The sequence below is a fragment of the Cupriavidus sp. 09_S30 genome (genome assembly GCF_056930435.1).
In genome coordinates, this window is the sequence record NZ_JBXOWI010000001.1 from 3372293 (window position 1) to 3393124 (window position 20832).

Annotated in this window: 15 protein-coding genes and 2 pseudogenes; 4 read left to right on the plus strand and 13 right to left on the minus strand. The window is 67.6% G+C overall.

All coding sequences use genetic code 11. The features are described from left to right. Nucleotides 1–31 precede the first annotated feature (31 nt). From AC1Z3O_RS15780 to AC1Z3O_RS15840, 13 genes and pseudogenes are all read right to left on the minus strand, one after another. Nucleotides 32–751, minus strand: coding sequence for a DUF502 domain-containing protein (locus AC1Z3O_RS15780; RefSeq protein ID WP_483516640.1), 720 nt, complete (start codon nucleotides 749–751; stop codon nucleotides 32–34). Nucleotides 752–764: 13 nt separating this feature from the next. Continuing rightward, complete coding sequence (locus AC1Z3O_RS15785; RefSeq protein WP_483516641.1) at nucleotides 765–1100, minus strand: FmdB family zinc ribbon protein; 336 nt, start codon at nucleotides 1098–1100, stop codon at nucleotides 765–767. Between the two features lie 249 nt (nucleotides 1101–1349). Next, on the minus strand, nucleotides 1350–2786 hold the full coding sequence (locus AC1Z3O_RS15790; protein ID WP_483516642.1) for a high affinity choline transporter 1: 1437 nt from the start codon (nucleotides 2784–2786) through the stop codon (nucleotides 1350–1352). Nucleotides 2787–3165: 379 nt separating this feature from the next. Continuing rightward, entirely contained in the window at nucleotides 3166–4743 is a 1578-nt protein-coding gene (gene ubiB / locus AC1Z3O_RS15795; protein WP_483516643.1) for a ubiquinone biosynthesis regulatory protein kinase UbiB, read from the minus strand. Nucleotides 4744–4821: 78 nt separating this feature from the next. After that, the gene (locus tag AC1Z3O_RS15800; RefSeq protein WP_483516644.1) at nucleotides 4822–5490 is read right to left on the minus strand and encodes a ubiquinone biosynthesis accessory factor UbiJ; all 669 of its coding nucleotides are present in this window, start codon (nucleotides 5488–5490) and stop codon (nucleotides 4822–4824) included. Between the two features lie 272 nt (nucleotides 5491–5762). After that, nucleotides 5763–6740: a Tim44 domain-containing protein gene (locus tag AC1Z3O_RS15805; protein WP_483516645.1), complete on the minus strand. Its 978-nt coding sequence runs from the start codon at nucleotides 6738–6740 to the stop codon at nucleotides 5763–5765. 44 nt (nucleotides 6741–6784) lie between these two features. After that, on the minus strand, nucleotides 6785–7516 hold the full coding sequence (ubiE, locus tag AC1Z3O_RS15810) for a bifunctional demethylmenaquinone methyltransferase/2-methoxy-6-polyprenyl-1,4-benzoquinol methylase UbiE (RefSeq protein ID WP_483516646.1): 732 nt from the start codon (nucleotides 7514–7516) through the stop codon (nucleotides 6785–6787). Between the two features lie 31 nt (nucleotides 7517–7547). Next, nucleotides 7548–7961, minus strand: coding sequence for a gamma-butyrobetaine hydroxylase family protein (locus AC1Z3O_RS15815; protein ID WP_483516647.1), 414 nt, complete (start codon nucleotides 7959–7961; stop codon nucleotides 7548–7550). Nucleotides 7962–8029: 68 nt separating this feature from the next. Next, entirely contained in the window at nucleotides 8030–9874 is a 1845-nt protein-coding gene (locus AC1Z3O_RS15820) for an ABC transporter ATP-binding protein/permease (RefSeq protein WP_483516648.1), read from the minus strand. Between the two features lie 153 nt (nucleotides 9875–10027). Then, nucleotides 10028–10462, minus strand: coding sequence for an HIT family protein (locus AC1Z3O_RS15825; protein WP_483516649.1), 435 nt, complete (start codon nucleotides 10460–10462; stop codon nucleotides 10028–10030). 537 nt (nucleotides 10463–10999) lie between these two features. Then, nucleotides 11000–12964, minus strand: a pseudogene (locus AC1Z3O_RS15830) (DUF3400 domain-containing protein); the annotation flags it as partial. 68 nt (nucleotides 12965–13032) lie between these two features. Further along, nucleotides 13033–14974, minus strand: a pseudogene (locus AC1Z3O_RS15835) (DUF3683 domain-containing protein); the annotation flags it as partial. A 146-nt stretch (nucleotides 14975–15120) separates the two neighbouring features. Beyond that, on the minus strand, nucleotides 15121–15699 hold the full coding sequence (locus tag AC1Z3O_RS15840) for a YqaA family protein (protein ID WP_483516650.1): 579 nt from the start codon (nucleotides 15697–15699) through the stop codon (nucleotides 15121–15123). Between the two features lie 316 nt (nucleotides 15700–16015). Between AC1Z3O_RS15840 and AC1Z3O_RS15845 the strand changes: the two genes are divergently transcribed. The 4 genes from AC1Z3O_RS15845 to AC1Z3O_RS15860 all read left to right on the plus strand — a co-directional run bounded on the left by AC1Z3O_RS15845 (nucleotide 16016) and on the right by AC1Z3O_RS15860 (nucleotide 20828). Then, the gene (locus AC1Z3O_RS15845; RefSeq protein ID WP_483516651.1) at nucleotides 16016–16522 is read left to right on the plus strand and encodes a (2Fe-2S)-binding protein; all 507 of its coding nucleotides are present in this window, start codon (nucleotides 16016–16018) and stop codon (nucleotides 16520–16522) included. Between the two features lie 16 nt (nucleotides 16523–16538). Further along, the gene (locus tag AC1Z3O_RS15850) at nucleotides 16539–18920 is read left to right on the plus strand and encodes a xanthine dehydrogenase family protein molybdopterin-binding subunit (RefSeq protein ID WP_483516652.1); all 2382 of its coding nucleotides are present in this window, start codon (nucleotides 16539–16541) and stop codon (nucleotides 18918–18920) included. 22 nt (nucleotides 18921–18942) lie between these two features. Further along, complete coding sequence (locus tag AC1Z3O_RS15855; protein WP_483516653.1) at nucleotides 18943–19743, plus strand: FAD binding domain-containing protein; 801 nt, start codon at nucleotides 18943–18945, stop codon at nucleotides 19741–19743. 188 nt (nucleotides 19744–19931) lie between these two features. After that, complete coding sequence (locus AC1Z3O_RS15860; protein WP_483516654.1) at nucleotides 19932–20828, plus strand: AAA family ATPase; 897 nt, start codon at nucleotides 19932–19934, stop codon at nucleotides 20826–20828. The last annotated feature ends 4 nt before the right edge of the window (nucleotides 20829–20832 follow it).

The following is a 20832-nucleotide window of genomic DNA, read 5'->3' on the forward strand; positions in this document are numbered from 1 at the left end:
TGGAATGTCGCGGCCGCCCGGGCGGCCGCGGTCAATTGGTGTGCGAAGGGTCGACCGCTTCGGCGGTTTCGGCACGCTCGGCGCCGGCCGGCGCGGCCGCATCCGCCGGGCGGGTGGCGCCCGCGTTCTTGCGCGGCAGCTCCGCCGGTGCCACGACGCCCATCGAGACGATGTACTTCAGGGCGGCGTCGACGGTCATGTCGAGTTCGATCGTGTCGGCCTTGGGCATCATCAGGAAGAAGCCCGAGGTCGGATTGGGCGTGGTCGGCACATAGACGCTGACGAATTCGCCCTGCAGGTGGTTCTGCACATCGCCGCCCGGCCGGCCGGTGAGGAAGGCGATGGTCCACGAGCCTTCGCGCGGGTACTGCACCAGCAGCGCCTTGCGGAAGGCATTGCCGGAGGAAGACAGCAAGGTGTCCGAGACCTGCTTGACGCTGGTGTAGATGGGCCCGACCACCGGAATGTGGCGCAGCAGCGCCTCCCACCAGCGCACCAGCCGCTGGCCGATGAAGTTGTGGGCCAGCATGCCCACCAGCAGGATGAACAGCAGGGTCAGGATGGCGCCCAGCCCCGGCACTCTCCAGCCGATCAGGCGATCGGGGCGCCACGACAGCGGCAGCAGCGCCAGGCTCTGGTCCATCGTGCTGATGACGAGGTTCAGCACCCACAGGGTGATGCCCAACGGCACCAGCACCAGCAGCCCGGTCAGGAACCAGGTCTTCAGGGCTGAAGTCTTGTTGCTCGCCACGATGGATGCAGGCTCAGTGGCAGGCGCAGGAGCCGCCGCAGCTGCCGCCGGCGCTGGCCGTGGTGCTGGAGGCGGCATCGGAGCCGGAGGTGGCGGCCGGCGCCGCAGCGGCGTCGGACGAGGCGGAGGCCGACGCGGTGGCCGGCGCGCTGGTGCCGCCGCTGCCGCCGCGGAAGTCCGTCACATACCAGCCCGAGCCCTTCAATTGAAAGCCGGCCGCAGTCAGCTGCTTCTTGAAAGTGCCAGTTGCGCCACACGACGGGCAGTCAGTAAGCGGAGCATCGCTCATTTTCTGCAGCACATCGCGCCCGTGGCCACAGGCGTCGCAACGGTAGGCATAGATCGGCATGGTGGTTCTATCGTGAAAGACTGGGGGTGGATTTCGGGCAAGCCCCGGCGCCGCAGAGGCGGATCAACGCGCCACAGCGCAGCAACCGGCGATGCAAAGCTTTGAATTATAAACCGTTCACGGCAAAGCTGGCCCGAGGAATAAAGGGGGAAGCCATCGCTTGCTGCGCCACGGCATTTCCGCCTGCTGCAGCGGCGCGGATGTCCCTGGCGAGCAGGCTTTCTTGCGCCTTTGCGCGCCTTGGCGCCCCTACGCGATGTGCACTTCCTTGACGCGCGGATGGTCGCCGATCCACTGCGGCAGCAGCGACCCCACCACCATGCCGCTCACCGAGAACAGCAGGCCGACCATCTGCGGCGGCACTGCCGCCTCGGGGTAGGCCACCTCGCACACCAGCCAGGACGCCAGGCCCAGCAGGATGGCGGCGAGGCCGCCCTGGCGCGTGGCCGGCTTCCAGAACAGGCCGAAGGCCAGCGGCACGAAGGACGACACCAGGGTCACCTTGTAGGCGTTCTCCACCATATGGAAGATCGACAGGTGCGAGTTGAGCGCAAACAGCGTCACCAGCGTCGTGAACGCCAGCACCACCGCCTGCATCACGCGCAGGAAGCGGCGGTCGTCCAGGTGGCGGAAATACGGGCGCAGGATGTTCTCGGCGAAAGTCACCGAGGGCGCCAGCAGCGTGGCCGAGGCGCAGCTCTTGATGGCCGACAGCAGTGCGCCGAAGAACATCACCTGGGCGAACATGGGGGCGTGCTGCAGGATCAGCTGGGGCAGGATCAGCTGCGAGTCCGCGTTGATGTACTTCGCCACCATCTGCGGATCGATCAGCGTGGCCGAGTAGGCCAGGAACATCGGCACGAAGGCGAAGCAGAAGTACAGCACGCCGCCCAGCACCGAGGCGTAGCCGGCGATCTGTTCGGTGCGCGACGAGGTGACGCGCTGGAACACGTCCTGCTGCGGGATGGAGCCCAGCATCATGGTGAACAGCGCCGCCGCGAAGCCGATGATCTGCAAGAGGTCGAACGAGGGCAGGAACTCGAACTTGCCCGCCGCCGCCGCGTGCGACACCACCGCGGCCACGCCGCCCGCCTGGCCGCTGACCTCGTAGCCGATATAGAGCATGCCGACCACGATGATGATCATCTGGATGAAGTCCGTCACCGCCACCGCCCACATGCCACCGAACAGCGTGTACACCAGCACGCTGGCCGCGCCGATCATCATGCCGGCCTCCTGCGACAGCGCGCCGTCGGACACGGTGAAGAAGACCAGACCCAGCGCCTTGATCTGCGCCGCCACCCAGCCGAGGTAGGACACCACGATGCACAGCGTGGTCAGCACCTCGGCCAGCCGGCCGTAGCGGTTGTGGTAGTAGTCGCCGATGGTCAGCAGGTTCATCCGGTACAGCGGCCGGGCGAAGAACAGGCCCACCAGGATCAGGCACAGGGAGGAACCGAAGGGATCGGATACCACACCGGACAGACCCTCGCGCAGGAACACGGCGGGGATGCCCAGCACCGTCTCCGAGCCGAACCAGGTGGCGAAGACGGTGGCGGTGACAATGTAGAACGGCAGGCTGCGGCCAGCGACGGCGAAGTCCGTGGTGTTGCGTACGCGCAGCGCCGCCCACAGGCCGATGCCGACCGAGATTACCCAGTAGATGATGACGAACCAGATCAGCATGACGCGACCCTATGCCCAGGGATGCCCTGTCGGCGAGAAACCGAAAGCCGGCACGGACGGCCGCCAGCCGCTGCTGGCGGGCCTCCGTCTGCCGGAGTCCAATTCATCGGTCGGGGCCGCCTGGGGATTGCGCCTGCCTGCGGTCGTAGCCGAATCAAAACGCGGATTATAACGACGCAGACCGGCACGGGCGAAAAAATTCCCTGCTCCGGGAAGATTCCCGTCCGGCGCGCGTGGCTTTCCGTCCACCACTTGTGCACGCTTGTGCGGCGGACCGGAAATCGGGCAGAACCGGGGGAAGTGCGGGAGGCGTGCGCGGTGAGTCCGGGGCGCCGGGCCGGCAGCGTGGCGCCGCGGGCGCGGCGCCGCCGGACCGCTGCTACCAGTAGCCGGCCAGGCCCAGAATCTGGGTCAGCACGACGCCGGCGACGAAGCCGCCGAGCAGCAACACTGCCGCCCCGACCAGCCGGTTGGTGCGGCGCTGCTCGGCCAGCAGCGCCGCCAGCAGCTTGTCCTGCGCGCCGTCGCTGGTCAGCGCGCGCCGCTCCAGGAACTGGTGGACCAGGCGCGGAAAGTCCGGCAGCATCTTGGCCCATTGCGGCGCCTCGATCTGGATACGCTCCCAGGCACCCTTCCAGCCCACCTGCTCGTGCATCCAGCGCTCCAGGAAGGGCTTGGCCGTTTTCCACAGGTCGAGGTCGGGGTCGAGCTGGCGGCCCAGGCCCTCGATATTGAGCAGCGTCTTTTGCAGCAGCACCAGCTGGGGCTGGATCTCCACATTGAAGCGGCGCGAGGTCTGGAACAGGCGCATCAGCACCATGCCCAGTGAGATTTCCTTCAGCGGCTTGTCGAAATAGGGCTCGCAGCAGGCGCGCACCGCACTCTCGAGCTCCTCCACGCGCGTGTCGGGCGGCACCCAGCCCGACTCGACGTGCAGCAGCGCAACGCGGTGATAGTCGCGCCGGAAGAAGGCGATGAAGTTCTGCGCCAGGTAGTTCTTGTCGAATTCGGAAAGCGCCCCGACGATGCCGAAGTCCAGGGCGATATAGCGCCCGAAGGTCTCCGGCTGCACCGACACCAGGATGTTGCCGGGGTGCATGTCGGCATGGAAGAAGCCGTCGCGGAAGACCTGGGTGAAGAAAATCTCGACGCCCTCCTCCGCCAGCTTGTGCATGTCCACGCCGGCCGCGCGCAGCGACTCGGTGCGCGAGATCGGGATGCCGTGCATCCGCTCCATCACGAAGACCTCGCTGCTGCACCAGTCCCAGAACACCTCGGGCACCAGCAGCAGCTCGGTCTTGGCGAAGTTGCGGCGCAGTTGGCTGGCGTTGGCCGCCTCGATCATCAGGTCGAGCTCGTCATGCAGGTATTTATCGAACTCGGCGACCACCTCGCGCGGCTTCAGGCGCTTGCCATCGGCCCACAGGCGCTCCAGCCAGGTGGCGATATCGCGCATCAGCGCCAGGTCGCTGTCGATCACCGGCAGCATGCCCGGGCGCAGCACCTTGACCGCGACTTCGCGGCCGTGGTTCGGCCCGTCCTTGAGCTTGGCGAAGTGGACCTGGGCGATCGAGGCGCTGGCCACCGGCTGCTGCTCGAATTCCTCGAACAGCACGGACAACGGCCGGCCCAGCGAGCGCTCGATGATCTTCACGGCCACCGCGGAATCGAACGGCGGCACCTGGTCCTGCAGCTTGGCCAGTTCGTCGGCGATATCCTGCGGCATCAGGTCGCGCCGGGTGGACAGCACCTGGCCGAACTTGACGAAGATCGGCCCCAGGCGCGTCAGCGCCAGCCGCAGCCGCTCGCCGCGCGGCATGTCGAGCTTGCGGCCGATGGTGATGACCTTGACCAGGAAACGGATGCGGCGGCTCTTGAAGCCCGACAGCACGAGTTCGTCCAGCCCGTAGTAGAGGACGACGAAGACGATCTTGCAAAGGCGCAGGAAACGGGTCATGCAGATGTAGTCAGAAACAGGACGTGGACCGGCGGAAAAGAGCGGCCGGGCAAGGCCGGGCGGCGCGGCGCCATGGCATCAGCGGTGGGCCGAGGGCAGCGCCCGCGGTCCGCCGCCGCTGCCGAGCTCCAGCCGCTCCAGGCGCTTCTCCAGCCGCGCCAGGTCGTTGCGCAGGTCCGCCACATCGATGCCGAACGCATCGAGCGCGGTGTGGCGCACCAGCATGGGGCGCTCATCGAGCAGGTATTCGGTCACATTTTCCACCAATGCGCGGCGCACGCCGTCGGCCTGTGCGTGTGCCCAGCGCGCGCCCTCCACCAGCCGTTGCGCCATGCTGTCGCCGGCCACGCCGCCCATCAGCACGCGCAGCACGCGGGACAGGTCCTCGGCGGCATCCCAGCGCAGGTTGCGCGCCAGCGTCGACACTGTGTTAGCCAGATCGGCGTCGCCCTCGATGCGCACATGCTTCATGGCCGCCGCCTGGCCGCCGGATGAGACGTCGGCCGCCACCAGCGGCCATTGCTGGAACGGTACGTTCAGGGTCACCGCCGGCTCGGCATCGGCTGGCGCCTCCTCGACCAGGCCGTCGGCGCTCACGCGCAGTGCCAGCGTGAATGCTGCTGCGTCGAAGCGGATCACGCGCCCGGCCGCGGGCGCGAGCATGCCCTGTGCCCAGGGCTCCTGCGTCAGCAGATGGTTCAACGCTGTGATCGCGGGAGTGGCCAGGGGGGTGGGGAGTTGGCTCATGGTGGTGGTTGGGAGGGTACGGCTTGGTGTTGGTTCGGTTGGTTCTAGGTGATGCTTTGCTGCTCTGGTTCCGATTCACCCAGCGCCACAAACAACGGCGAGGGTATGCGAAACAGGCCTTTGCCACGCATACCGATTCCACTAGCAACCAGCAACAACGCCAAACAACCCAAAAACAAAAAAAGCCCACGCTTTCGCGCGGGCCTCCATTCTAAGCCACTCCCCGTCACCGGGGCGGCAATCCCGACCAACGGTCAGGACTGCCAGAACGCTCAGGACGCCTGCTGAATCCCCGCCAGCAACCAGCCACCGCTGCCGGTAGTCGGCTTGGCCAGGTTCCAGACCTCGGTAAAGGGCTGGGCCGGATCGCCGGCACGCTCGCGGATCATGCCGGAGAACTCCACGCTGGCGATATGCTGCGATGGAGCGGACTCGATACCCAGCAGCCGCGCCTCGAGCGTGACCACATCGGTCTTGTTCACCTCGTTGCCGCGCTCGCTCAGGTCCATCTTGATCTCGGCGAACATCTCCGGAGTGGTGAATTCGCGGATGTCGTCGATATTGCCGGCGTCCCAGGCGGCCTGCAGGCGAACGAAGTGCACCTTGGCGTTGCGCAGGAAGGCTTCTGTGTCGAAGTCAGCCGGCACGCCCCAGGGCTGGGTGGCCGCAGCGGCAGTGGCAGCCGCGGCCGCTACCGGTGCCGCGGCGGGCATCGCCACGGGCTCCGGCTCTTGCTGGCGCGTCATCGGCTGGCCGCCAAACCCGCCGGCCGCGCTGTTGCCGGCACCGGCGTAGGCCGGCTGCTGGCGGTTCGCGCCGCCGCGGAACTTGCGGATCAGCCAGATCGCGACGAAGGCCACCAGGGCGATCAGGATCATGTTGGACAGGAAGCTCAGCGCCGCACCACCCAGGCCGAAATGCGACAGCAGCCAGCCGATGCCCAGGCCGGCGGCGATGCCACCCAGGATGCCACCCCAATTGCGCTTGGGCTTGGCGGCCGCCGCGGCGGCGCCCGCCGCTGCGCCCGCACCCACCGGCGCGGCCTGCTGGCCGGGCTGCTGCGCGGGTTGCTGGGCCGGCGGCGTCTGCTGGGACGGCGCCTGTTGCTGGCGCTGCGTCACATTCGACGATTGCTTGCCGAAGCTGCGGGAACCGCCCAGGCGCTTGGCCTCGGCGTTGAACGCGCTGAACGCCAGCACCATCACCAGCGACCCCGCCAGGAATTTCCCGTAAAGTGACGACTTTTTCATCTATCCCCCAATATTTTCGCGCATCGCGAGCAAAAAGTGACCGATCAATACTTTCGCCCGACGTGGAGCGCCACGACTCCTGCCGTCAGATTGAAGTATTCGACCTTCTCCAGCCCAGCTTGTTCCATTAAGCGTACAAGTGAATCCTGGTCTGGATGCATTCTGATCGATTCAGCCAGATAGCGATAGCTCGGGGCATCCCCGGCAATACGCTCACCGAGCCACGGGAGCACCTTGAAAGAATAGACGTCATAGGCCTTCTCCAGCGGCTTCCAGACCTTGGAGAATTCCAGCACCATGACCTTGCCGCCCGGCTTGACCACGCGGCGCATCTCGGCCAGGGCGGCATCCTTGTGCGTCATATTGCGCAGGCCGAAGGCCACCGTGACCACATCGAAATAGTTGTCCGGGAAGGGAATGCGCTCGGCGTCGCACAGGCAGACCGGCGTCACCACGCCCTTGTCGAGCAGGCGGTCGCGGCCCACGCGCAGCATCGACTCGTTGATATCCGTCAGCCAGACCTCGCCGGTAGGACCGGCCTGGCGGGCGAAGGCGCGAGCCAGGTCGCCGGTGCCGCCGGCGATGTCGAGCACCTTGTAGCCGGGACGCACGGCGGCCTGGGCGATGGTGAAGATCTTCCACAGCCGGTGCAGCCCGCCCGACATCAGGTCGTTCATCACATCGTACTTGCTCGCCACCGAGTGGAAGACGCCGGCTACCTTGCCGGCCTTATCGGACTCGTCGACCTTCTCGAACCCGAAATGGGTCTCACTCATATTCTTGACTCCAGGGAAATGCGGGGGCGGCTCAGTGGTGGCCGCAGGCGGGGCCGGAGGCCACCGGCATCGGGGTGTCGCGATCGACGCCGGCCGCGGCCAGGCGCTCCAGATACGCCTGCCACAGCGCCGCTTGCTGGTCGCCCAGGCGGTACAGCAGTTCCCACGAGTAGATGCCGGTGTCGTGGCCGTCGGTAAAGCGGATCTGCACGGCGTAGTTGCCGACCTGCTCGATCGCGGCGATGCCGACCTCGCGCTTGCCGGTCTGCAGCACTTCCTGCCCGGGGCCGTGCCCCTGCACCTCCGCCGACGGCGAATACACGCGCAGGAATTCGAAGGGCAAGCGGAAGGCCCGGCCGTTGTCGAAGCCGATCTCCAGCACGCGCGATTGCGTGTGGACGGTCAGCGCCGTGGGATGAGGGGTGTCTTTCTCTAGGCCTGCCATGATGATTGGCGCGCAGCCGGAAGGCCGCAGTGAACTGGCCGGCCGGCCGGCTCACTACGGCGCGGGCTTCACGCTTCGTGTACAACTCTATAGCTTACCGCAGGCGCATGACCTTGCCCATCCTGCGCACCGTCGGCCGGCAGGTAGCGCAGCCGCTTGCCGTGGAAACGCGCCACCGTGCTGCGATGCGCCACGCTGATGATGGCCGACTGCGGCAGCGCCTGCACCACCATCTCGTACATGGCCGACTCGGTTTCCTCGTCCAGCGCGCTGGTCGCTTCGTCCAGCACCAGGAAATCCGGCTTCTGCAACATGGCGCGGGCGAAGGCGAGCCGCTGCTGCTCGCCCGGCGACAGCCGCAGCGACCAGTTGTCGAGCACGTCGAGCTGGCCCGTCAGTTGGCCCAGCCTGGCTGCGCGCAGCACCTGCTGCAGTGTTTCGCGGCTGTGCGCGGTACCCGCGTCGGGATAGGCGAGCGCATCGGCCAGCGTACCGATGGGCAGGTAGCTGCGCTGCGGCAGGAACAGCATGCGCGCCGCGCGCGGCATCTCGACCGTGCCGCTGCCATAGGGCCAGATGCCGGCCAGCGCGCGCACCAGCACGCTCTTGCCGCAGCCCGAGGGGCCGTTGACGAGCCAGCGCTCGCCCGGCGCGATCGTCAGGGAGAACGGCGCCACCAGCGGAACCTGGGCCGACGCGCTGCGCACCGGCACGGGCAGCGACAGGGCCAGCATGTCCAGCCGGATGCTGGTGTCGTCGGTGCGGACCACCTCGATGTCGCGCACGCCCGTATGCTCCCGGTCCTGGCGCTCGGCCACGCGAATGGCATCCTGGAAATCGATCAGACGGTTGGCCGCCGCCTTCCAGCCCACCAGCGTGGAATAGCTGTCCACGAACCACGACAGCGCGCCCTGCACCTGGCCGAAGGCCGAGCTCATCTGCATCAGGCCGCCCAGCGTCATCTTGCCGGCGAAGTAGCGCGGCGCCGCAACCAGCAGCGGGAAGATGATGGCGAACTGGCTGTAGCCGGAATTGACGAAGGTCAGCCGCCGCGTGTAGCGCATCAGCTGGTTCCAGTTGGCGCGGATACGGCCGAAGCGCGCGCTCAGCCCGGCCTGTTCGGTCGGCTCACCACGGTACAGCGCCACCGGCTCGCTGTTCTCGCGCAGGCGTACCAGCGTGAAGCGGAAGTCCGCCTCGTACTGTTCCTGCTGGAAGCTCAAGCCGATCAGCGGCCGGCCCACGAGGTGGGCCACGAGTGAGCCGATCACCGCGTAGCCCACGGCGAACCACACCATATAGCCGGGGATCACGACCTCGCCGCCGCCCAGCGCGATGCTGATCGGGCCGGACACGCTCCACAGGATGCCGACGAAGGAGATCAGCGTCACCACCGAGTTGAGCAGGCCCAGCGACAGCGTCAGCGCGCCATCGGTGAAGGAGCGCAGGTCATCGGCGATCCGCTGGTCGGGGTTGTCGGTGGCCCGGGTCTGCTCGATCCGGTAGTAGGCCTGGTGGCCCAGCCAGCGGTCCATGAAGCGGCCGGTCATCCAGGTACGCCAGCGCATCTGCAGCATCATCGTGTAGTACTGGCGCGAGATGGCCGCGATGATGTAGAAGCCGGCGATCCAGGAAAAGCGGATCAAGAGCGTCTTGAACGCCACATAGTCATGCTGCTCGAGCGCGTTGTAGAAAACGCGGTTCCATTCGTTGAGCAAGACATTGATGTAGACAATGCCCAGGTTCAGCCCCACCACGAAGAGCAGCAGGCCGAGCCCGGCCGTGCGGTCTTCCGACTTCCAGTAGGGCTTGATCAGCGTCCAGGTGGCAGCCAGGCGCAGCCGGCTCTGGATCTTGAGGGCACGGGCCGGAACGGCCGGGCCCGGCACGGTAACGGAGGTCGGTGTGGACATGGGACCTTTCGCGGGTACGGGCCGCTGCCGATGGCAGGGCCCGCGCATATGGGAACAGAAAGCGGGACGCTGTTAGAAGCCAGACTGGCAGGCGAGGTTCCGCACCAATCCCAACAACGCGGAAAACCGGCCTGGCGTGCACAAATTGCGGTCTCAGCGCAGATCCTGCAGCGGCGCCAGCGCCGTGCGCAGCGCCGGCAGTGCCTGCGCGAGGGCAGCCAGCCGGGCCGGGTCGGCCGCGCGCTGCGCCGGTCCCCAGACCGACTCGGGGAAATGCGTGTCCCAGCGATAGCGCGGGATGATGTGCCAGTGCAGGTGCGGCACCATATTGCCGAAGGCCGCCAGATTGATCTTGTCCGGGGCCATCACCTCACGCAGCGTGCGCTCGACGGCGGCCACCAGGCGCATCAGCCAGGCCTGGTCATCGGCCGACAGGTCGCTCAACTCGGCGACGTGGTCGTTCCAGACCACGCGGCAGAAGCCGGGGAAACGCTCATGCTCGACCAGGATCAGGCGCGCGCGGTCGCCGCGCCAGACAAGCTCGCCGCCATCGGTATCGCACAGCGGGCAGTCAGAAACTTGGGACATTGGAGGGAAGCTCCTGAATGAGGTGGGCCGGGGCCGACAAAATGCGCCAACAACGCCGCCCAAGCACGCGGTCTTGGCTCCCTCTCCCCTCATGGGGAGAGGGTTGGGGAGAGGGGTGGTCCAGCAAGGCGCCAGCCGAAGCCGACAAGATGCACCAACACCGTCGGTCAAGCATAGTGTCTTGACCCCCTCTCCCCTCATGGGGAGAGGGCCGGGGTGAGGGGTGGTCTAGCAAGGCGCCACGCACAACGAAGCCGTCGGTGTTATCCAGCACGCCGAGGCAAAGACGAAGCCGACAAGATGCGCCAACACTGCCGCCCAAGCACGAGGTCCTGACCCCCTCTCCCCTCATGGGGAGAGGGCCGGGGTGAGGGGTGGTCTAGCAAGGCGCCACGCTCAACGAAGCCGTCGGTGTTGTTCAGCATGCCGAGGCCAAGACGAAGCCGTCGGTTTTGTCCAGCACGTCGCCATTCGCAACCGCCCGCCCTCTCCCCCGACCCCTCTCCCGCAAGCGGGAGAGGGGAGCACACCAGCAGACTAGACGAGCACCCGCTCGATGCCACCGGCGTTAGCCTTCTCCACGTACTCCGGCATCCAGTTTTCGCCGAGCAGGTGCTTGGCCATCTCGACCACGATGTAGTCCGCCTCGACCGAGGCATCCTCGTTGTAGCGCGACAGGCCCTGCAGGCAGGACGGGCAGCTGGTGAGGATCTTGACGTCGCCGTTGAAGCCGTCGTCGCGCAGCTTGCCGGCGCCCTTGCGCATTTCCTCTTCCTTGCGGAAGCGGACCTGGGTCGACACGTCCGGGCGGGTCACCGCCAGCGTGCCGGATTCACCGCAGCAACGCTCGTTTTTCTCGATCTTGCCGGCCGCGCCATTGCCGCCCATCAGGTCATTGACGAGCTTGGTCGGGTCCATGGTCTTGATCGGCGTATGGCAGGGATCGTGGTACATGTAGCGGGTACCGCTCACGCCCTCGAGCTTGACGCCCTTCTCGAGCAGGTACTCGTGGATGTCGATGATCCTGCAGCCCGGGAAGATCTTTTCGAATTCATAGCCGGCGAGCTGGTCGTAGCAGGTGCCGCAGCTCACCACCACGGTCTTGATGTCCAGGTAGTTGAGCGTATTGGCCACGCGGTGGAACAGCACGCGGTTGTCGGTGACGATCTTCTCGGCCTTGTCGAACTGGCCGCTGCCGCGCTGCGGATAGCCGCAGCACAGGTAGCCCGGCGGCAGCACGGTCTGCACGCCCACGTGCCACAGCATGGCCTGGGTGGCCAGGCCGACCTGCGAGAACAGCCGCTCCGAGCCGCAGCCCGGGAAGTAGAACACCGCCTCGGTCTCGGGCGAGGTCCGCTTCGGGTCGCGGATGATCGGCACGATCTCGTTGTCTTCGATGTCGAGCAGCGCGCGCGCGGTCTTCTTGGGCAGGTTGCCCGGCATCTTCTTGTTGACGAAGTGGATCACCTGCTCGCGCACCGGCGCGCGGCCCACCGAGGCGGGCGGGTGCGCGGTCTGCTTCTTGGCCAGCTTCTTGAGCACGTCGTTGCCCAGGCGCTGCGCCTTGTAGCCCCAGTCGATCATGACCTTGCGGGTCATGTTGATGGTCTGCGGGTTGGTGGCGTTGAGGAAGAACATCGACGCGGCGGTGCCGGGATTGAACTTCTTCTGGCCCATCTTGCGCAGCAGGTTGCGCATATTCATCGACACGTCGCCGAAGTCGATCTTGACCGGGCAAGGCGTCACGCACTTGTGGCAGACCGTGCAGTGGTCGGCCACGTCCGAGAACTCGTCCCAGTGCTTGATCGAGACGCCGCGCCGGGTCTGCTCCTCGTAGAGGAAGGCCTCGATCAGCAGCGAGGTCGCCAGGATCTTGTTGCGCGGGCTGTACAGCAGGTTGGCGCGCGGCACGTGGGTGGCGCACACCGGCTTGCACTTGCCGCAGCGCAGGCAGTCCTTGACGCTGTCGGCGATGGCGCCGATGTCGCTCTGCTGCATGATCAGCGACTCGTGGCCCATCAGGCCGAAGGACGGCGTGTAGGCATTGCGCAGGTCAGCGCCGGGCAGCAGCTTGCCCTTGTTGAAGCGGCCCTGCGGGTCGATGCGCTCCTTGTAGGCGCGGAAGTCGCCGATCTCGTCCTCGGTGAGGAACTCCAGCTTGGTGATGCCGATGCCGTGCTCGCCCGAGATCACGCCGTCCAGCGAACGCGCCAGCGTCATGATGCGGGCCACCGCGCGGTGCGCGTCCTGCAGCATGTCGTAGTCGTCCGAGTTGACGGGGATGTTGGTGTGCACGTTGCCGTCGCCGGCGTGCATGTGCAGCGCGACGAAGACGCGGCCGCGCAGCACCTGCTTGTGGATCTTCTGCGCCTCGTCGAGGATGGGCTTGAACTCGCCGCCGGTGAAGATCTTGCGCAGCTCGGCGCGCACTTCGTTCTTCCACGACACGCGTATGGTGCGGTCCTGCAGCACGTGGAACACATTGGCGTCCGGCTGCTGCGCCAGGCGCGCGTCGAAGGCCTGGCCGAGCAGGCCCAGGCCGTGGCCGATCAGCGCCGCCTTGGCCGAGGCCAGCGGCGTGTCGAGGTTGTCCCGCAGGAAGCGCCAGCGCGCGCGGATCTCGCGCAGCAGCTGCAGCGCGTGCTGCACGCGGTCTTCCAGCAGCTCGGCGCTGGGGATCTCGTTGGCGTCGTCGCTGCGGCCCAGCGGCAGGTTGCCGCGCGCGAAGAAGCCTTCCAGCGCGTCGACCAGCGCCAGCTTGTTCTTGATCGACAGCTCGATATTGATGCGCTCGATGCCGTCGGTGTACTCGCCCATGCGCGGCAGCGGGATCACCACGTCTTCGTTGATCTTGAAGGCGTTGGTGTGGCGCGCGATGGCGGCGGTGCGCGAGCGGTCCAGCCAGAACTTCTTGCGCGCCTCGGGGCTGACCGCGACGAAGCCCTCGCCGCTCTTGCCATTGGCCATGCGGATGACTTCCGAGGTGGCGCGCGCGACCGCGTCCTCGTCATCGCCGACGATGTCGCCGATCAGCACCATCTTCGGGAAGGCGTTGCGCTTGCTCTTGGTGGCATAGCCCACCGCGCGCAGATAGCGCTCGTCCAGGTGCTCCAGGCCGGCCAGGATGGCGCCGCCAGGCGTCTTCGACTCGGCGTCGAGGAAGTCCTTGATCTCGACGATGCTGGGAATGGCGTCGCGCGCCTGGCCGAAGAACTCCAGGCAGACCGTGCGCATGTGGCGCGGCATGCGGTGCAGGATCCAGCGCGCGCTGGTGATGATGCCGTCGCAGCCTTCCTTCTGGATGCCGGGCAGGCCCGCCAGGAACTTGTCGGTGACGTCCTTGCCCAGGCCTTCCTTGCGGAACTTGCGGCCCTCGATGGAGAGCGTCTCGGTGCGCAGCAGCTTCTCGCCCGGCGCGCGGCTGCCGTCGAACCACTTCAGTTCGAAGTCGGCCACCGGCACGTCGTGGATCTTGCCCAGGTTGTGGTTCAGGCGGGTGATCTCGAGCCAGTTGCCCTCGGGATCGACCATGCGCCACCAGGCCAGGTTGTCCAGCGCCGTGCCCCACAGCACGGCCTTCTTGCCGCCCGCGTTCATGGCCACGTTGCCGCCGATGCACGAGGCGTCGATCGAGGTCGGGTCCACGGCGAACACCAGGCCAGCCTTGTCGGCGGCGTCGGCCACGCGACGCGTGACCACGCCGGCACCCGAGAAGATGGTGGCGACCTTACCGGGCACGCCGGGCAGCTCGCTCTGCTCGACAGGGTCGAGCTGCTCCAGCTTCTCGGTGTTGATCACCGCGCTCATGGGCGTCAGCGGCACGGCGCCGCCGGTGTAGCCGGTGCCGCCCCCGCGCGGGATGATGGTCAGCCCCAGCTCGAAGCAGCCCTTGACCAGCCCGGCGATCTCTTCCTCGCTGTCGGGCGTCAGCACCACGAAGGGGTATTCCACGCGCCAGTCGGTGGCGTCGGTCACGTGCGAGACGCGCGACAGGCCATCGAACTTGATGTTGTCCTTCTCCGTGACACGGCCCAGTACGCGCTGCGTGCGCTTGCGCAGGTCATAGGCCTGGGAGAATTCCTGCTTGAAGTCCTCGATCGCCTGCTTGGCGAAGGCCACCAGCTGCTCGACCCTGTGCGAGCGGTCTTCGGCAGCCGGCTCCGCGTGCTCGGCGCGGTCGGCGGCGCGGCGCTTCTCCACCTCGCTGAGGCGGTGATGCAGCGCGCTGACCAGCATCTCGCGGCGCTTGGGGTTCTCGAGCAGGTCGTCCTGCAAATAAGGATTGCGGCGCACCACCCAGATGTCGCCCAGCACTTCATACAGCATGCGGGCGGAGCGGCCGGTGCGGCGCTCGCTGCGCAGCTCGTCCAGGATGCGCCAGGCTTCCTCGCCCAGCAGACGGATCACGATCTCCCGGTCCGAGAACGAAGTGTAGTTGTACGGGATCTCGCGCAGGCGCGGCGGGGCGTCCTGCGCAGCGAGCTTGGCGTCGAGCACGAGTGGGGCGTTCATGGGGGGAACCGCATCCTGCGGCGCACGGGGACGGTGCGCCAGTCGTCTTTAAAGGGCAATTGTACTTCAAGGCCTGAAATCGCTGCGGCGCAGCATGACAAAGCCCTGATGAGAACGGGAACTTTCATCCCGGAGTGCTGTACAGCTTAGAAAACCTGTTTCAGGAATACCCCTATTTGATGCCAGAAGCCATTCGGAATCCAGAGCAGTGCACTGGTCATGGCCAGGTAGCGCAGGAACTTGCCGATGGCCATATAGGCCACGCTAGGCCAGAAGGGCAGCCGCAGCCACCCCGCCAAAGTGCATAATGGATCACCAATCGCGGGCAGCCAGGACACCAGCAGCGTGGGCGGCCCAAACCGGCGCATCCAGCGGAAATAGCGCTGGTCCAGCACCGGCTTGCGCGGCCGGCGCAGATGCTCGCGATGCTCAACATGCTCCTGGTCATGCAGCCGCGCCTGGCGGTGCCTGCGATAGCGCACCAGCGCCAGCTTGGCGGCGTAGCCCATCCACCAGTCGATCATGCCGCCGATGGTGTTGCCGACCGTGGCCACGATCACCGCAGGCCAGAACATATGCGGGTTCAGCTTGATATAGCCGAACACCGCCGGCTCCGAGCCCAGCGGCAGCAGGGTGGCCGACACCAGGCTGACCACGAAGATGGCAGGCAGCCCCACCTTGGGCAGGGCGACGATGCCGAACAGCCAGTCGATGAAGCCTTCCATGTGATGCGGGGCCGGTAGCAAGCGCGGTGGGGCGCCATTCTAACAGTGCCCCGGCATGGGGCCCGGCCCGCATGGCAGCAGCGGGCGATTTGTGATTAACTGTTAGGGCCTGTCGCGGCCGGGCTTTCGCCGGCCGCCAGGGCCGACGCGCCATCCCTTCCGAGCGCCCTCCCGGGCCCGGCGGCTGCGCCGGCAGCTCCACCCTCACGAAATAGCCGTATCCGCAAGCGGCAGTACCGCGCAGTGGCCAGTCCCGCGCAGTCTCTTTTCGGGATCCGGGTACCGGTCATGCGCGTCCACCCACATGGAGACGAGCATGGCGATTCCGATCCGCCTGACTGTCAACGGCAAGCCCGTCGACGCCCAGGTCGAACCCAACACCCTTCTGGTCCAGTTCCTGCGTGAGCAGCTCCGGCTGACCGGCACCCACGTCGGCTGCGACACCGCCCAGTGCGGCGCCTGCACCGTCCATCTGGATGGTCGAGCGGTGAAGGCGTGCAACATCCTGGCGGCACAGGCGGACGGGGCCAAGGTCACCACCATCGAGGGGCTGGCCTCTGCTGGCGAGCTGCACCCGATGCAGGCGGCCTTCCGCGAATGCCACGGCCTGCAGTGCGGCTTCTGCACACCCGGCATGGTGATGAGCGCCACCGCCCTGGTGCAGGAGCAGCCCGATGCCGACGCCAGCGCCATCCGTGAGCAGCTCGAAGGCAATCTGTGCCGCTGTACCGGCTATCACAACATCGTGCGTGCAGTGCAGCAGGGCCAGGCCGCCATGCGTGCGGCCGGTGCGGCCGGCGCGCCCGCCGCCAGCGCCGAATGAGCGCGAGGAGGACGCCATGAACGCACCCGAGAACACCAAGCGCCTGGTGGGCGCCGCGGTCAAGCGCAAGGAAGACTACCGCTTCCTCACCGGCAACGGCCAGTACACCGACGACGTCACGCTGCCGCAGCAGAGCTACGGCTACTTCCTGCGCTCGCCGCACGCGCATGCGCGCATCCGCGCGATCGATACCGCCGAGGCCAAGGCCTCGCCGGGCGTGATCGCCGTCCTCACCGGCGCCGAGCTGGCCGCCGACAAGGTGGGCGGCCTGCCCTGCGGCTGGCTGATCCACAGCATCGACGGCAGCCCGATGAAGGAGCCGCCGCACCCGGTGATCGCCCACGACAAGGTGCGCCACGTCGGCGACCAGGTCGCGCTGGTGGTGGCCGAGACGCTGCAGCAGGCCAAGGACGCGGCCGAGAAGATCGACGTCGACTACGACGAGCTTCAGGCGGTGGTCAACACCGCGCAGGCCGCCGCCAGCCAGGCGCTGGTGCACGACGACGTGCCGGCCAACACCTGCTACATCTGGGGCCACGGCGACAAGGCCGCCACCGATGCCGCCTTCGCCCGCGCCGCGCACGTGACCACGCTGGATATCGTCAACAACCGCCTGATCCCCAACGCTATCGAGCCGCGCGCGGTCAATGCCAGCTACCACCGCCAGGACGACAGCTACACCGTCTATGTGGCCAACCAGAACCCGCACGTGGAACGGCTGCTGATGGCCGCCTTCGTGCTGGGACTGCCCGAGTCGCGGCTGCGCATCATCGCGCCCGACGTGGGCGGCGGCTTCGGCTCCAAGATCTTCCTCTATCCCGAGGACGTGGCGCTGACCTGGGCCTCGAAGAAGATTGGACGCCCGATCAAGTGGACGGCCGAGCGCTCCGAATCCTTCCTCTCCGATGCGCACGGCCGCGACCACGTGACCCGCGCCGAACTGGCGCTCGACGCCGACGGCAAGTTCCTGGCGATGCGCGTGCACACGGTGGCGAACATGGGCGCCTACCTGAGCACCTTCGCCTCCAGCGTGCCGACCATCCTGTACGCCACGCTGCTGGCCGGCCAGTACACCACCCCGGCGATCTACGCTGAGGTGCAGGCGGTCTTCACCAATACCTCGCCGGTCGACGCCTACCGTGGCGCCGGCCGCCCCGAGGCCACCTACGTGGTGGAGCGCCTGGTCGAGGCCGCAGCCCACGAGCTGAAGATGGACCCGGCCGAGCTGCGCCGCAAGAACTTCATCCGCCAGTTCCCCTATGCCACCCCGGTGGGCCTGACCTATGACACCGGCGACTACGAGCCCTGCCTCGCCCGCGCGCAGGAACTGGCCGACGTGCAGGGCTTCCCTGCCCGCCGCGACGAGGCGAAGCAGCGCGGGCGGCTGCGCGGACTGGGCTATTCCTGCTACATCGAGGCCTGCGGGCTGGCGCCGTCGAACATCGCCGGCGCGCTGGGCGCGCGCGCCGGGCTGTTCGAGGTGGGCGAGATCCGCGTCGACCCGACCGGCACCGTGACGGTCTTCACCGGCAGCCACAGCCACGGCCAGGGCCACGAGACGACCTTCGCCCAGGTGGTGGCGGACCGGCTCGGCATTCCGCTCGAAGCGGTCGAAGTGGTGCACGGCGATACCGGCAGAGTGCCCTTCGGCATGGGCACCTACGGCTCGCGCTCGCTGGCGGTGGGCGGCTCGGCCATCATGAAGGCGCTGGACAAGATCGAGGCCAAGGCCAAGAAGATCGCGGCCCACCTGCTGGAGGCGTCCGACGCCGACATCGAGTTCAAGGACGGCGTGTTCCGCGTGGCCGGCACCGACCGCAGCAAGACCTGGGGCGAGGTTGCGCTGACGGCCTATGTGCCGCACAACTATCCGCTCGACAAGCTCGAGCCCGGCCTGAACGAGAACGCCTTCTACGACCCGACCAACTTCACCTATCCGTCGGGCGCCTATGTCTGCGAGGTGGAGGTGGACCCGGACACCGGCGAGTCGTGGGTGGTCAAGTTCACCGCGGTGGACGACTTCGGCAACGTCATCAACCCGATGATCGTCGAGGGCCAGGTGCACGGCGGCATCGGCCAGGGCCTGGGCCAGGCCATGCTGGAGCGCTGTGTCTACGACGACGACAGCGGCCAGCTGCTGACCGGCTCCTATATGGACTACGCCATGCCGCGCGCGGGCGACCTGCCTGACTTCACCGTGGAAACGGCCAAGGGCACGCCGTGCACGCACAACCCGCTGGGCGTCAAGGGCTGCGGCGAGGCCGGCGCGATCGGCTCGCCGCCGGCCTTCATCAATGCGCTGGTCGACGCGCTGTCGCCGCTGGGCGTGCCCGACATCCAGATGCCCGCCACGCCGCATCGCGTCTGGCAGGCCATCCAGGCCGCCAAGGCACCGTAAGTCCAACGCACGAGGATCCGACATGTACGCATTCAACTTCGAACGTGCCGCGGACGCCAAGGCCGCGGTGGCGAAACTCAAGGCCGACCCCGACGCCAAGTTCCTGGCCGGCGGGCAGAGCCTGCTGGCGGCGATGAAGCTGCGCCTGTCCGCGCCGTCGGTGCTGGTCGACGTGACCCGCATCCCGGGGCTGGCCGGCATCAGCGTCGAGAACGACGCGCTGGTGATCGGCGCCGCCACGCGCCACGCCGACGTGGCCGCCAACGCGGAGGTGCGGCGCCGCATTCCGGCGCTGGCAGCACTGGCCCGCGGCATCGGCGACCGCCAGGTGCGCGCCATGGGCACGCTGGGCGGCTCGCTCGCCAACAACGACCCGGCCGCCTGCTATCCGGCCGCCGTGCTGGGCCTGGGCGCCACCGTGGTCACCGACCGCCGCGAGATCGCCGCCGACGACTTCTTCAAGGGCCTGTACGAAACCGCGCTGGAGCCCGACGAGCTGATCACGGCGGTGCGCTTCCCGGCGCCGGAGCAGGCGGCCTACGTCAAGTTCCGCAATCCGGCCTCGCGCTTCGCGCTGGTCGGTGTGCTGGTGGCACGCGCCGGCGGCGCCGTGCGCGTGGCGGTGACCGGCGCGGCCGACTGTGTGTTCCGCTGCGAGCCGCTGGAGCAGGCGCTGTCGGCCAGCTTCACGGCCGCCGCCGCGCGCGCGGTCAAGATCGACCCGGCGGGACTGAACGGCGACCTGCACGCCTCGCCCGAGTACCGCGCGCACCTGATCCCGGTGCTGGCGGCGCGGGCGGTGGAGGAGGCATCGAAGGGCTAGCCTTGCCCACCGTGGTCTCCCCTCTCCCCCGGGGCCAACGAGGGTTCGGGGTCGAGGGCCGCCGCATGGCTCAGGCCTAGCCGCAAGTGAAGCGCCTGCCCTCTCCCCCGGCCCCTCTCCCGCAAGCGGGAGAGGGGAGCAAACCCGCGGCCATTGCGATCGTGCCGCCAAGCAGACTGGACGCATCCATGCTCCCCGCCTCCATCGACCAGACCATCGCCCGGCTCGAAGCGCAGCAGTACTTCGCTGATCGCGAGACCGCGACCGTGCTCTACCTGGCGCTGCGCATGCAGCGCCCCCTCTTCCTCGAAGGCGAGCCCGGCGTGGGCAAGACCTCGCTGGCCCAGGCCATGGCCGCCGCGCTCGGCACGCGCCTGCTGCGCCTGCAGTGCTACGAGGGGCTGGACGCGGCCAGTGCCCTCTACGAATGGGATTACCCGCGCCAGATCATGGCGCTGCGGCTGGCCGAGGCGCGCGGCGAGCGGCCCGAGGCCCAGTCGCTCTACCGCGACGACTTCCTGCTCAAGCGCCCGCTGCTGGAGGCGCTGCTGCCCGACGCCGCCGCACCCGGCGTGCCGCGCGTGCTGCTGATCGACGAGATCGACCGCGCCGACGAGCCGTTCGAGGCCTTCCTGCTCGAAGTGCTGTCCGAATACCAGGTGTCGATCCCGGAGATCGGCACCATCCGTGCCGAACACCCGCCGCTGATCGTCGTCACCTCCAACCGCACGCGCGAGGTGCACGACGCGCTCAAGCGCCGCTGCCTCTACCAGTGGATGGGCTACCCCTCACGCGAGCGCGAGCTGCAGATCGTGGCGGCACGGGCCCCCGAGGCCGCCACCGCGCTGCAGCACCAAGTGGTGGGCGTGATCCACCGCCTGCGCGCCATCGACCTGTACAAGGCGCCGGGCATTGCCGAGGCCATCGACTGGGCCCGCGCGCTCGCCGCCCTCGGCACCACCGAGCTGGACCCTCAATCGGTGCGCGACACCCTGGGCGTGCTGCTCAAGTACCAGGACGACCTGGCCCGCGTGGACGGCCCCACCATCGCCGAGCTGCTGGCCGCGCCCGAGCTGGCGCGCTGATGAC

Coding starts and splice junctions, on each gene's coding strand:
- AC1Z3O_RS15845 (WP_483516651.1), top strand. CDS start 16,016: ATGGCGATTCCGATCCGCCTGACTGTCAACGGCAAGCCCGTCGACGCC.
- AC1Z3O_RS15840 (WP_483516650.1), bottom strand. CDS start 15,699: ATGGAAGGCTTCATCGACTGGCTGTTCGGCATCGTCGCCCTGCCCAAG.
- ubiE (WP_483516646.1), bottom strand. CDS start 7,516: ATGAGTGAGACCCATTTCGGGTTCGAGAAGGTCGACGAGTCCGATAAG.
- AC1Z3O_RS15800 (WP_483516644.1), bottom strand. CDS start 5,490: ATGAGCCAACTCCCCACCCCCCTGGCCACTCCCGCGATCACAGCGTTG.
- AC1Z3O_RS15825 (WP_483516649.1), bottom strand. CDS start 10,462: ATGTCCCAAGTTTCTGACTGCCCGCTGTGCGATACCGATGGCGGCGAG.
- AC1Z3O_RS15815 (WP_483516647.1), bottom strand. CDS start 7,961: ATGGCAGGCCTAGAGAAAGACACCCCTCATCCCACGGCGCTGACCGTC.
- AC1Z3O_RS15805 (WP_483516645.1), bottom strand. CDS start 6,740: ATGAAAAAGTCGTCACTTTACGGGAAATTCCTGGCGGGGTCGCTGGTG.
- AC1Z3O_RS15820 (WP_483516648.1), bottom strand. CDS start 9,874: ATGTCCACACCGACCTCCGTTACCGTGCCGGGCCCGGCCGTTCCGGCC.
- AC1Z3O_RS15785 (WP_483516641.1), bottom strand. CDS start 1,100: ATGCCGATCTATGCCTACCGTTGCGACGCCTGTGGCCACGGGCGCGAT.
- AC1Z3O_RS15855 (WP_483516653.1), top strand. CDS start 18,943: ATGTACGCATTCAACTTCGAACGTGCCGCGGACGCCAAGGCCGCGGTG.
- AC1Z3O_RS15850 (WP_483516652.1), top strand. CDS start 16,539: ATGAACGCACCCGAGAACACCAAGCGCCTGGTGGGCGCCGCGGTCAAG.
- AC1Z3O_RS15790 (WP_483516642.1), bottom strand. CDS start 2,786: ATGCTGATCTGGTTCGTCATCATCTACTGGGTAATCTCGGTCGGCATC.
- AC1Z3O_RS15860 (WP_483516654.1), top strand. CDS start 19,932: ATGCTCCCCGCCTCCATCGACCAGACCATCGCCCGGCTCGAAGCGCAG.
- ubiB (WP_483516643.1), bottom strand. CDS start 4,743: ATGACCCGTTTCCTGCGCCTTTGCAAGATCGTCTTCGTCGTCCTCTAC.